This is a genomic window from Burkholderia glumae LMG 2196 = ATCC 33617, assembly GCF_000960995.1.
GTDB classification, from domain to species: domain Bacteria; phylum Pseudomonadota; class Gammaproteobacteria; order Burkholderiales; family Burkholderiaceae; genus Burkholderia; species Burkholderia glumae.
On the sequence record NZ_CP009435.1, the window covers coordinates 78,287 to 90,578 of the forward strand.

Annotated in this window: 14 protein-coding genes; all 14 read left to right on the forward strand. The window is 70.5% G+C overall.

The window, feature by feature from the left end:
• Window positions 1-2: 2 nt before the first annotated feature.
• The 14 genes from upp to KS03_RS13000 all read left to right on the forward strand — a co-directional run bounded on the left by upp (window position 3) and on the right by KS03_RS13000 (window position 12,242).
• The gene (gene upp / locus KS03_RS12935) at window positions 3-653 is read left to right on the forward strand and encodes a uracil phosphoribosyltransferase (RefSeq protein WP_015876577.1); all 651 of its coding nucleotides are present in this window, start codon (window positions 3-5) and stop codon (window positions 651-653) included.
• Window positions 654-936: 283 nt separating this feature from the next.
• Entirely contained in the window at window positions 937-1,665 is a 729-nt protein-coding gene (locus KS03_RS12940) for a YebC/PmpR family DNA-binding transcriptional regulator (protein WP_015876578.1), read from the forward strand.
• A 107-nt stretch (window positions 1,666-1,772) separates the two neighbouring features.
• A complete protein-coding gene (gene purD, locus KS03_RS12945; protein WP_015876579.1) occupies window positions 1,773-3,050 on the forward strand; it encodes a phosphoribosylamine--glycine ligase in 1,278 nt (425 codons plus the stop codon).
• 163 nt (window positions 3,051-3,213) lie between these two features.
• Entirely contained in the window at window positions 3,214-4,137 is a 924-nt protein-coding gene (gene hemF, locus KS03_RS12950) for an oxygen-dependent coproporphyrinogen oxidase (protein WP_015876580.1), read from the forward strand.
• Window positions 4,128-4,889, forward strand: a complete 762-nt coding sequence (locus KS03_RS12955; protein ID WP_015876581.1) for a nicotinate-nucleotide adenylyltransferase — start codon at window positions 4,128-4,130, stop codon at window positions 4,887-4,889. The genes hemF and KS03_RS12955 overlap by 10 nt, the downstream gene beginning before the upstream one ends.
• Window position 4,890: 1 nt before the next feature.
• Window positions 4,891-5,331 carry a ribosome silencing factor gene (gene rsfS, locus KS03_RS12960; RefSeq protein WP_015876582.1) on the forward strand — a complete coding sequence of 147 codons (441 nt, stop codon included), beginning with the start codon at window positions 4,891-4,893 and terminating at the stop codon, window positions 5,329-5,331.
• Window positions 5,332-5,378: 47 nt separating this feature from the next.
• Window positions 5,379-5,849, forward strand: coding sequence for a 23S rRNA (pseudouridine(1915)-N(3))-methyltransferase RlmH (gene rlmH, locus KS03_RS12965; RefSeq protein WP_015876583.1), 471 nt, complete (start codon window positions 5,379-5,381; stop codon window positions 5,847-5,849).
• 40 nt (window positions 5,850-5,889) lie between these two features.
• A complete protein-coding gene (locus tag KS03_RS12970; protein WP_015876584.1) occupies window positions 5,890-6,531 on the forward strand; it encodes a Maf family protein in 642 nt (213 codons plus the stop codon).
• Between the two features lie 7 nt (window positions 6,532-6,538).
• Complete coding sequence (gene rng / locus KS03_RS12975; protein WP_015876585.1) at window positions 6,539-8,008, forward strand: ribonuclease G; 1,470 nt, start codon at window positions 6,539-6,541, stop codon at window positions 8,006-8,008.
• 269 nt (window positions 8,009-8,277) lie between these two features.
• Entirely contained in the window at window positions 8,278-8,580 is a 303-nt protein-coding gene (locus KS03_RS12980) for a hypothetical protein (protein ID WP_015876586.1), read from the forward strand.
• Between the two features lie 262 nt (window positions 8,581-8,842).
• A complete protein-coding gene (locus KS03_RS12985) occupies window positions 8,843-9,172 on the forward strand; it encodes a cold-shock protein (protein ID WP_015876587.1) in 330 nt (109 codons plus the stop codon).
• Between the two features lie 201 nt (window positions 9,173-9,373).
• Window positions 9,374-10,351 carry a PRC-barrel domain-containing protein gene (locus KS03_RS12990; RefSeq protein ID WP_015876588.1) on the forward strand — a complete coding sequence of 326 codons (978 nt, stop codon included), beginning with the start codon at window positions 9,374-9,376 and terminating at the stop codon, window positions 10,349-10,351.
• Window positions 10,348-11,649 (forward strand): MFS transporter, encoded by a 1,302-nt coding sequence (locus tag KS03_RS12995; RefSeq protein ID WP_015876589.1) that lies wholly within the window; start codon window positions 10,348-10,350, stop codon window positions 11,647-11,649. The genes KS03_RS12990 and KS03_RS12995 overlap by 4 nt, the downstream gene beginning before the upstream one ends.
• 11 nt (window positions 11,650-11,660) lie before the next feature.
• Window positions 11,661-12,242 (forward strand): FUSC family protein, encoded by a 582-nt coding sequence (locus KS03_RS13000; RefSeq protein ID WP_015876590.1) that lies wholly within the window; start codon window positions 11,661-11,663, stop codon window positions 12,240-12,242.
• Window positions 12,243-12,292 lie beyond the last annotated feature (50 nt).

Below are 12,292 nucleotides of genomic sequence, written 5' to 3' on the forward strand. Positions count from 1 at the left end.
TCATGACCCAGGACAGCCGCTTTCCGAACCTTTTCATTCTCGATCACCCGCTGATCCAGCACAAACTCACCCACATGCGCGACAAGGACACCTCCACGCGCACGTTCCGCGAGCTGCTGCGCGAGATCACGCTGCTGATGGGCTACGAGATCACGCGCAACCTGCCGATCACGACGAAACGGGTCGAAACCCCGCTGGTCGAGATCGACGCGCCGGTGATCGCGGGCAAGAAGGTGGCGATCGTGCCGGTGCTGCGCGCCGGGATCGGCATGTCGGACGGCCTGCTCGACCTGGTGCCGTCGGCGCGCGTCGGCCACATCGGCGTCTATCGCGCCGACGACCACCGCCCGGTCGAATACCTGGTGCGCCTGCCCGACCTGGAGGACCGCACCTTCATCCTCTGCGATCCGATGATCGCCACCGGCTATTCGGCGGTCCACGCCGTCGACGTGCTCAAGCGCCGCCAGGTGCCGGGCGAGCGCCTCCTGTTCCTGGCGCTGGTGGCCGCGCCCGAAGGCATCCAGGTGTTCCAGGACGCGCATCCGGACGTGAAGGTCTACGTGGCCTCGCTCGATTCGCACCTGAACGACCACGCCTACATCGTGCCGGGCCTCGGCGACGCCGGCGACCGGCTGTTCGGCACCAAGAACTGAGCGCCGGCCACGCGCCGCGCCAGCGGCCGGCGGCGCCGCGCCGCCCGGCCCCGCCTGGCAGCGCGTGAGCGCCGGCACCGGTCCGGTGCGCGCTTCGTCGCATGGTAAAATCGCGTGCTTCGCGTTTCCGGCCCCCGACGGGCCGGCCCCGCCCCCGGCACCGGTTGCCGCGCGAGCGGGACGACACGCGAACCAACGACTTCTCGCGGCACGGCGCCACAACGCACCGCAACCCATCGCTTAAGACACGCCCGCCGCACGGCGCGGGCGACGGAGAACTGGTATGGCTGGTCATTCCAAATGGGCCAACATCAAGCATAAGAAGGCAGCGGCCGACGCCAAGCGCGGCAAGGTCTGGACGCGCCTGATCAAGGAAATCCAGGTGGCGGCACGCCTGGGCGGCGGCGACGCGAACTCGAACCCGCGCCTGCGCCTGGCGGTCGACAAGGCCGCCGACGCGAACATGCCGAAGGACAACGTCAAGCGCGCCATCGAGCGCGGCGTGGGCGGCGCGGACGGCGCCAACTACGAGGAAATCCGCTACGAGGGCTACGGCATCGGCGGGGCGGCGATCATCGTCGACACCATGACCGACAACCGCGTGCGCACCGTCGCGGAAGTGCGTCATGCGTTCTCGAAATACGGCGGCAACATGGGCACCGACGGCTCGGTGGCGTTCATGTTCGACCACGTCGGCCAGTTCCTGTTCGCGCCCGGCACCTCCGAGGACGCGCTGATGGAGGCCGCGCTCGAGGCCGGCGCCGACGACGTGAACACCAACGAGGACGGCAGCATCGAGGTGCTCTGCGACTGGCAGGCGTTCTCGCAGGTCAAGGACGCGCTGGAGGCGGCCGGCTTCAAGGCCGAACTCGCCGAAGTGACGATGAAGCCGCAGAACGAAGTGGAATTCACGGGCGACGACGCCGTGAAGATGCAGAAGCTGCTCGACGTGCTCGAAGACCTCGACGACGTCCAGGAGGTCTACACGAACGCGGTCATCGTCGACGAATGAACGCGCGCCGGTCCGTCTTTCGGGTGAAGGGCGGCCGGCGTCAGGTTTCGCGGCCGGCCCGCCCAAGGCGCGCCGGCCGCCCCATTTTCTAGCCTGCGGGGAATCCCATGAAACTACTCGTCGTCGGTTCCGGCGGCCGCGAACACGCGCTCGCCTGGAAACTCGCCCAGTCGCCGCGCGTCCAGACCGTCTACGTTGCACCCGGCAACGGCGGCACCGCGCAGGACGCGCGCCTGAAGAACATCGAACTGAGCTCGCTCGACGACCTGGCCGATTTCGCCGAGGCCGAGCAGGTGGCGTTCACGCTGGTCGGCCCGGAAGCACCGCTGGCCGCCGGCATCGTCAACCATTTCCGCTCGCGCGGCCTGAAAGTGTTCGGCCCGACCCGCGAAGCCGCCCAGCTCGAAAGCTCGAAGGACTTCGCCAAGGCGTTCATGAAGCGCCACGGCATTCCGACCGCCGAATACGAAACCTTCACCGACGCGGCCGCCGCGCACGCCTATCTCGACGCCAAGGGCGCGCCGATCGTGGTCAAGGCCGACGGCCTCGCGGCCGGCAAGGGTGTGGTGGTGGCGATGTCGCTGGAAGAAGCGCACGAGGCGGTCGACATGATGCTGTCGGGCAACAAGCTCGGCGATGCCGGCGCGCGCGTCGTGATCGAGGAATTCCTCGACGGCGAGGAAGCCAGCTTCATCGTGATGGTGGACGGCAAGCACGCGCTCGCGCTGGCCTCGAGCCAGGACCACAAGCGCCTGCTCGACGGCGACCGCGGCCCCAACACGGGCGGCATGGGCGCCTATTCGCCGGCCCCGATCATCACGCCGCAGATGCATGCGCGCGTGATGCGCGAGATCATCATGCCGACCGTGCGCGGCATGGAGAACGACGGCATCCGCTTCACCGGCTTCCTGTATGCGGGCCTGATGATCGACAAGGACGGCAATCCGCGCACGCTCGAGTTCAATTGCCGGATGGGCGACCCGGAAACGCAGCCGATCATGGCGCGCCTGAAGAGCGACTTCTCGAAGGTGGTCGAGCAGGCGATCGCCGGCACGCTCGACACCGTCGAGCTCGACTGGGACCGCCGCACCGCGCTCGGCGTGGTGCTGGCCGCGCACGGCTACCCCGACACGCCGCGCAAGGGCGACCGGATCAACGGCGTGCCCGAGGAAACCGCGCACGCGGTGACGTTCCACGCCGGCACCAGGTTCGACGGCGACAAGCTCGTCACCTCGGGCGGCCGCGTGCTGTGCGTGGTCGGGCTGTCCGATTCGGTACGCGGCGCGCAGCAGGCGGCCTACGATGCGATCAACCAGATCAACTTCGAGGGCATGCAGTATCGCCGCGACATCGGCCACCGCGCGCTCGCCCGCAAGCAGGGTTGAGGCGCCGAGCCGCCGCCCGGCGCGCCCGCGTGCGCCCGGGCGGCATTTTTCAAGGTGCGCCCGCAAGCCGGGCGCGCCGGCCGAAAGGTCTACAATCGCGGCAATCGGCCCGAGCCGGAGCCGACCGAGCCAGCAGACATCAGCGCGCCCTCTTTCCGACCCCATGACCAGCGATTCGAATTTCGACGTCAACCGTGTGCGCGCCTACCTCGAGGCGCTGCAAACCCGCATCGCCGACGCGCTCGGCGCATTCGACGGCATCCCGCTCGCCAGCCACGCCTGGCAGCGCGGGCCCGAGGAGCGCCTGCGCGGCGGCGGCTGCACGCGCATTCTCGAGAACGGCCGGTTCTTCGAGCGTGCCGGGATCGGCTTCTCGGCCGTGGCCGGCGACGCGCTGCCGCCGTCCGCGAGCGCGGCGCGCCCGCAGCTCGCGGGGCGCGGCTTCGAGGCGCTCGGCGTGTCGCTGGTGCTGCATCCGCGCAATCCGTACTGCCCCACCGTCCACATGAACGTGCGCATGTTCGTGGCGACCAAGGCCGGCGAGGCGCCGGTGTTCTGGTTCGGCGGCGGCATGGACCTGACGCCGTTCTATCCCGACGAGGACGACGCGCGCCACTTCCACCGCGCTTGCCGCGACGCGCTCGCACCGTTCGGCGCCGAGCTCTATCCGCGCTACAAAGCGTGGTGCGACGAGTATTTCTTCCTCAAGCACCGCAACGAGACGCGCGGCATCGGCGGAATCTTCTTCGACGATCTGTCGGAGCCGGGCTTCGAGCGCTCGTTCGCGTTGATGCAAAGCGTCGGCGACGCCTTCTTGGGCGCCTATCTGCCGATCGTCGAACGCCACCGCGACACGCCGTATGGCGAGCGCGAGCGCGACTTCCAGGCTTACCGGCGCGGCCGCTACGTCGAATTCAACCTGGTGTTCGACCGCGGCACGCTGTTCGGCCTGCAAAGCGGCGGGCGCACCGAGTCGATCCTGATGTCGATGCCGCCCGCCGCGAGCTGGCGCTACGACTGGCAGCCCGAGCCGGGCACGCCCGAGGCGCGCCTCGGCGAATTCCTGGTGCCGCGCGAATGGCTGTGAGCCGCCCGCCGGCGCCCGCTGGCGCCGGCTTCGACCCGAAGGAACGCGATCTGGACACGCAAGCCCGACCGACCCCGCTGGCGCGCCGCATCGGCATCCTCGGCGGCACGTTCGACCCGATTCACGACGGCCATCTGGCGCTCGCGCGGCGCTTCGCCGGCGAGCTCGCGCTGACCGAGCTCGTGCTGCTGCCGGCCGGCCAGCCGTACCAGAAGCGCGACGTGTCGGCCGCCGAGCACCGGCTCGCGATGACGCGCGCCGCCGCGCCGTCGCTCGACCTGCCCGGCGTGACCGTGACCGTGGCCACCGACGAGATCGAGCACGACGGCCCGACCTACACGGCCGAGACGCTCGCGCGCTGGCGCGAGCGGGTCGGCCCCGCCGCCTCGCTGTCGCTCGTGATCGGCGCCGACCAACTGGTGCGGCTCGACACCTGGCGCGACTGGCGGCTGCTGTTCTCGCTCGCGCACGTGTGCATCGCCACCCGCCCCGGCTTCGACCTGTCGGCCGCCCCGCCCGCGGTGGCCGCCGAGATCGCGTCGCGCCGCGCCGAGGCCGCCGTGCTGCAGGCGAGCCCCGCCGGCCACGTGCTGGTGGATACCACGCTCGCCTTCGACATCGCCGCGACCGACATCCGCACGCATCTGCGCGAGTGCATCGCGCGCCGCGCCGAGGTACCCGACGCGGAAGCCGAACACGTGCCCGCCGCCGTCTGGAACTACATTCTTCAACATCGTCTCTACCATCCCTGACATGGATATTCGCAAACTGCAGCGTGTGATCGTCGACGCCCTCGAAGACGTCAAGGCACAAGACATCAAGGTGTTCAACACCACCCACCTGACCGAGCTGTTCGATCGCGTGATCGTCGCGAGCGGCACCTCGAACCGCCAGACCAAGGCGCTCGCCTCGAACGTGCGCGAGCAGGTCAAGGCCGCCGGCGGCGACGTCGTCAGCTCCGAGGGCGAGGACACCGGCGAATGGGTGCTGGTCGACTGCGGCGACGCCGTGGTCCACATCCTGCAGCCCGCGCTGCGCCAGTACTACAACCTCGAGGAGATCTGGGGCGACAAGCCGGTGCGCGTCAAGCTCGGCGGCAGCGCGAGCGGCATCGCACGCGCCGCCGGGGACGACGACGGCGGCGACGAGGACAACGCCCCGCTCGCCCGCAAGACGCCCGCGCGGCGCCGTTGAGCACGGCCGCGCCGCTACCCGCCGCTGTCACGCGCTGACGTCACGCCATGAAGCTGCAAATCGTCGCGGTCGGCCACAAGATGCCCGGCTGGGTGTCCACCGGTTTCGACGAATACGCGAAGCGGATGCCGCCCGAGCTGCGGCTCGAGCTGCGCGAGATCAAGCCCGAGCTGCGCTCGGGCGGCCGCAGCGCCGAGAGCGTGATGGCGGCCGAGAAGACGCGGATCGAGGCCGCGCTGCCGAAGCACGCGCGTGTCGTCGCGCTCGACGAGCGCGGCCGCGACTGGACCTCGATGCAGCTCGCGCAGGCGCTGCCCGGCTGGCAGCAGGACGGCCACGACGTGGCATTCGTGATCGGCGGCGCCGACGGGCTCGACCCGGAGCTGAAGGCGCGCGCCGATCTGCTGCTGCGGATCTCCAGCCTCACGCTGCCGCACGGCATGGTGCGCGTGCTGCTGGCCGAGCAGCTTTACCGCGCGTGGAGCATCACGCAGAATCATCCCTACCACCGAGCATGACGCGCCGCGTTCGCGACTCGTCATGCGGCCACCGAGAACCATGACGATGTCCGACCGCCTCCTGCCCGACTCGACCTATCCGTTCGTCTATCTCGCCTCGCAGAGCCCGCGCCGGCAGGAGCTGCTGCGCCAGCTCGGCGTGAGCTTCGAGCTGCTGCTGCCGCGCCCCGACGAGGACGCCGAGGCGCTCGAGGCCGAGCTGCCCGGCGAGTCGCCCGAGGACTACGTGGTGCGCGTATGCGCCGCCAAGGCCGATGCGGCGCGCGCGCGGCTCGTGACCAGCGCGCTGCCGGTCGCGCCCGTGCTGGTGGCCGACACCACCGTCGCGGTGGACGGCGCGATTCTCGGCAAGCCTGCCTCCGCCGACGACGCGCTCTCGATGCTCGCCCGCCTGGTCGGCCGCCAGCACGAGGTGCTGACCGCGCTGGCGGTGGTCGATGCCGGCGGCAAACCGCTGATGCCCGCGCTGTCGCGCTCCATCGTGCAATTCGGGCCGGTCTCCGCCGACGCGCTGGCGCGCTACGTGGCCAGCGGCGAGCCGTTCGGCAAGGCCGGCGCCTACGCGATCCAGGGCCGCGCGGCGGAGTTCGTCGAGCGGATCGACGGATCGCATTCGGGTATCATGGGTCTGCCCCTTTTTGAGACCGCCGCGCTGCTGCGCGCGGCGCGCGTCGCCTTCTGAGCCCACCATGAACGAAGAAATCCTGATCAACATCACGCCACAGGAAACGCGGGTCGCGCTCGTGCAGCAAGGCGCGGTACAGGAGCTTCACGTCGAGCGCACGCTCTCGCGCGGGCGCGTCGGCAACATCTATCTCGGCAAGGTGGTGCGCGTGCTGCCGGGCATGCAGTCGGCCTTCATCGACATCGGCCTCGAGCGTGCCGCGTTCCTGCACGTGGCCGACATCTGGCAGCCGCGGCCGCCCGGCGACCCGCACGCGAGCGTGCCGCACCCGCCGATCGAGAAGACCGTGTTCGAAGGCCAGACGCTAATGGTGCAGGTGATCAAGGACCCGATCGGCACCAAGGGCGCGCGGCTGTCGACCCAGGTCAGCATCGCCGGGCGCACGCTCGTCTACCTGCCGCAGGAGCCGCACATCGGCATCTCGCAGAAGATCGAGAGCGAGGCCGAGCGCGAGGCCGTGCGCGCGCGGCTGACCGCCGTGATCCCCCCCGAGGAGAAAGGCGGCTACATCGTGCGGACCATCGCCGAGGACGCCACCGCCGAGGAGCTCGGCGCCGACGTCGCCTACCTGCGCAAGACCTGGACCACCATCGTCGCGCAGGCGCAGCGGCTGCCGGCCACCAGCCTGCTCTACCAGGACCTCGATCTCGCGCAGCGCGTGCTGCGCGATTTCGCCAACGACGACACGAGCAAGATCCAGGTCGATTCGCGCGAGACCTTCGCGCGGCTCTCGAACTTCGCCACCGAGTTCACGCCGGCCGTCAGCGCGCGGCTGCATCACTACACCGGCGAGCGGCCGCTGTTCGATCTCTACAACATCGAGGCCGAGATCCAGCGCGCGCTGTCGCGGCGCGTGGACCTGAAGTCGGGCGGCTACCTGATGATCGACCAGACCGAGGCGATGACGACGATCGACGTCAACACCGGCGGCTACGTCGGCGCGCGCAACTTCGACGACACGATCTTCAAGACCAACCTCGAGGCCGCGCACACGATCGCGCGCCAGCTGCGGCTGCGCAACCTGGGCGGCATCATCATCATCGACTTCATCGACATGGAGAACGCCGAGCATCGCGAGGCCGTGCTGGGCGAGCTGAAGAAGGCGCTCTCGCGTGACCGCACGCGCGTTACGGTGAACGGCTTCTCGCAGCTGGGACTGGTGGAGATGACGCGCAAGCGCACGCGCGAATCGCTCGCGCACGTGCTGTGCGAGCCCTGTCCGGTATGCATGGGCAAGGGGCAGGTGAAGACGCCGCGAACGGTTTGCTACGACGTGCTGCGCGAGATCCTGCGCGAATCGCGGCAGTTCAATCCGCGCGAGTTTCGCGTGATCGCCTCGCAGCAGGTGATCGACCTGTTTCTCGACGAGGAGTCGCAGCATCTGGCGATGCTGATCGATTTCATCGGCAAGCCGGTGTCGCTGCAGGTGGAATCGAATTTGAGCCAGGAGCAGTACGATATCGTGCTGATGTAGAGAGGGATGACTGGCCCGCGCGGCGCTGCCCGCGTCGCCAGCGCGCCGATGTCGCCCGTGGGCGGTCGACTCCGATGAGCCGCAGCGAACAAGATCCCGGCACATTATCGAATGCCGAGCGCGTTTTCCCAGGCAGCGGCGTCCAAACAAACGATTGCAATCGCCGCGTCGCGCCCGCCGCCCCGCCTCACCTACAATACAGGCCGAAGCACACGCCCACCGCCCCGGCGCGCGACCCGCGCGCCGTCCGCGGCGACACGGAGGCCATCATGCCGGCAGCAACCGAGGTCCCGATCCAGCTCGATCCGATCCCCTGCGAGGGCTACGAGATCCACGTCACCGTCCAGCCCGCGCGCGCCGTCGCGAACCGCTACACCTACGTCGCCTATCTCTGCCGCCCCGGCGCCAGCGCCGGCCTGCCCGGCCAGACGGTGCCGTTCCATCCGAACGGCGAGGAAAGCTTCGCCTCGGTAGACGAAGCCGCAAGCGACGCAAAGCGCATCGGCGCCATGATCGTCGAGGGCTCGCATCCCAGCCTGTCGGTGCAGTCGCTCGCCGGACCGGGCGCCTGACACGGCCTGATACCGCCCGAATGGCACGCCCCGGCACCGCGCCGCCGCCCGGCTCGACCTGCTGCCGCGGCCCGTCGAGCTGGACGGCTTCGGGTTCGATGCGACCTGGCATCCGCGCGACGACGCCGAGGCCGCGCACCGCCGGCGGCGCGATCCGCCGTGCGCGGCAGCGGCGCCGGCCGCTGCCGAACCGGCACCGCACCAGCGTGAGCCGCGCGCCCTCTCCTGCCATCAGCGGCTCGCCGCCCTTGAAGGAGCCCGCATGACACGCGATCTCGGCCTCGAAGAAGTGCTGAACGACGAACTGCGCGACGAGGCGTGGATCACGGGCCGCGCCATGTTCGGCGGCTGGGCCTGGCTTGCCGACGGCAACCTGCTCTGCGCGGCACGCCACGACGGCATGCTGGTGCGGCTCGGCAAGGGCAACGACGGCTGGGCGGTGGCCATGCCGGGCATCGAGCCGATGCGCAACGGCGGCCGGCCGATGACGGGCTGGGTCTGGGTCTCGCCGCAACGCTGCGCGCAGGATGCGCTGCGGCGGCGCCTGCTCGATGCGGCGCTCGCATTCGTGCGGACGCTGCCGCCGAAATGAGCCGATGAGGCAGCCGGCGGCGCACCGCCGCCACATCGCGCGCCGGTCGCCGGATCGGCACAAGCAGGCGGCGGCGTCGATTTCGTCGACGCGGCGCACACACAGGGTACACTCTGACCCTGCGATGCCGTCGGCGGCATCGGCCATCAATCGCCGCAGCACCGCATCCGCGGCCTGCGCCGGCCCATGGAGTCCCAGTTGATGAGCGGCGGCCTTACGCGTCTAGCAATCCGTTTCCCGAAATTCGTCGCCTCCGCGGCGCCTCTCCTCACCGCGCTAGCCGCCACGCTTGCGCTGTCGGGTTGCGCGCTGTTCCAGGCGCCGCAGCGGCCCGCGCCGATCGTCGACGCGGCGGTCGAGACGCTCGACGAGGAGGGGCTGCCGGTCGCCATGCCGGAGCCCGCCTCCGAGGTCGAGGCCCCCGAGGACACCGACACCCAGAAAAAGCCGCGCCACGAGGCGCCGCGCCCGCGCGTGGTCAAGCGCCCGGCAGCGCCGCCGCCGCCACCACCGCCGCCGCCCCCGCCCCCGCCGCTGATCCAGACCCGCACGATCGAGCGCAACCAGGTGCACTCGCTGCTCGACAGCGAGGTGCGCCGCCGCGACGGCAAGATGATCGGCCGGGCCGTGGACATGATCGCGGACACGAGCGGCAAGCCGGACCGCATGATCGTCAACCTGCAAGGCTTCCTCGGCGTCGGCGACCGCAAGGTCAGCTTTCCGTGGCGGCTGTTCCGCTTCACGCCGGGCGGCCGCGACCAGCCGATCCTGCTCGACGTGCCGTCCGGCACGCTGCCGGTTGCCGACCGTCCGAAGGCGGTGTCGCTGAGCGGCGCCTCGCATGCAGGCGAGGCGCCGGGAACCATCGCGATGGTCGACGCCGACGTCGAGCGCAGCAACGGCAGCGCGGTCGGCCGCATCGTCGACGTGCTGATCGGTCGCGATGGGCAGCCACAGGCGGTCGTGCTCGACCTGGGCGGCCTCGTGAGTCCGGACCGGCGCACCATCGCCGCGAGCTGGTCGGCGCTGCGCTTCGTGCCGAAGGACAAGTCGCTGCGCGCGCTGCTCGACCTCTCCGAGGCGCAGCTGAAGGCGGCGCCGCCCTATGCGGCCGACAAACCGGTGATCGCCGTGTCGCCGCCGGCGAGCCAGGCGTCCAGCGCGGGAACCAGCCGATGACGGGAACCAATACGGTCAGCACCCGCAGCCTGCGCGCCCTCGACTGGGTCAACTTCTTCGTCGCGAACGTGCAGACGGGCTTCGGCCCCTTCATCGCCTCCTATCTCGCCTCGCACAAGTGGACGCAGGGCGAGATCGGCCTGGTGCTGTCGATCGGCACCATCAGCGCGATGGTCAGCCAGGTGCCGGGCGGTGCCGCCGTCGACGCGCTGAAGAACAAGAAGGGCGCCGCGGCCTGGGCGATCATGGCGATCATCCTGTCGGCGGTGCTGCTCGCCGCCAGCCCGACCATCGTGCCGGTGATCGCGGCCGAGGTGTTCCACGGCTTCGCGAGCTGCATGCTGGTGCCCGCGATGGCGGCGATCTCGTTCTCGCTGGTGGGCCGCGCGAACCTTGGCGACCGGCTCGGCCGCAACGCGCGCTGGGCCTCGATCGGCAGCGCGGTGGCCGCGGGCCTGATGGGGCTGACGGGCGAATACGTGTCGGCGCGCGCGGTGTTCTGGTTGACGGCCGCGCTCGCGCTGCCGGCGCTGGTCGCGCTCTCGATGATCCAGCCGACCCACACGGTCGCGCCGCCGCCGGGCAACCGCCCGCGCGAGGCGAGCGCCGACGGCGAGCCGCGAGAGACGATCCTCGATCTGCTGCGCGACCGGCGCATGCTGGTGTTCGCCGCCTGCGTGGTGCTGTTCCACCTGTCGAATGCGGCGATGCTGAACCTCGCGGCCGGCGAAGTGACGGCTGGCATGGGCGACAACGTGCAGCTCGTGATCGCGGCCTGCATCATCGTCCCGCAGGCGATCGTGGCGATGCTCTCGCCCTGGGTGGGCCGCTCCGCGCAGCGCTGGGGGCGCCGGCCGATCCTGCTGCTCGGCTTCTCGGCGCTGCCGGTACGCGCGCTGCTGTTCGCGGGCGTCAGCAGCCCGTACCTGCTGGTGCCGGTGCAGATGCTCGACGGCATCAGTGCGGCCGTGTTCGGCGTGATGCTGCCGCTGATCGCCGCCGACGTGGCGGGCGGCAAGGGCCGCTACAACCTCTGCATCGGCCTGTTCGGGCTCGCGGCCGGCATCGGCGCGACGCTGAGCACCTCGCTCGCCGGCTTCGCGGCCGACCATTTCGGCAACACCATGAGCTTCTTCGGACTCGCGGCGGCAGGCGCGCTCGCCGTGCTGCTGGTGGCACTGGCGATGCCGGAGACGCGCGACGCCGGGCTCGGTGAGAACCAGCCGGACACCCCGCCCGACGCGCCCGATTCGGCTGGCTCCAGCGACGCTGCCGGCAAGCCGCCGCGGGCCGCCTGACGCGACGCACGATGGACCCGATCCGCACGCTCGACGACACGCGCCGCGACATCCAGCAATCGCTGCTCGCGCTGTTCAAGGGCATGTCGCTGCGCGAGCGCGTCATGCAGGGCGCGATGATGGCGCTGCGGGCCGTGTGCGGCGCGTGCCTCGCCTACGGCATCGGCCACGCGCTGCATTCGGGGCAGGCGGTCTGGGCCGCGGTGACGGCCATCGCGGTCACCCAGCATCATTACTCGGACACGGTGAAGCTGTCGCGCGACCAGTTCGTCGGCGCGATGGTGGGCGGCGTGCTCGGCTTCGCCGGCGCCGCGCTCGGCAGCTCGACTTTCCCCGCGCAACTGCTCGTCTACGCCGCGGCGATCACGGCGACGATCATGGCCTGCTGGTGCCTCGACGTAGGCAGCGCGGCACGCCTGGGCGGCGTGACCGCCACCATCGTGCTGCTGTTTCCCAGCAACGGCCCGCTGTGGGACATTCCGCTGATCCGGCTAGGCGAGGTCACGCTCGGCACGGTCTGTGCGCTGGTGGTCTGCGCGCTGCTGGCCTGGCTCGAGCGGCAGTGGCGCGGGCGCGGGCGACCCGACGCCTGAGCATCGCCCGCGCGCCGCGCCCGAGGCGACACCGCCGCGCGGCCCGTCTC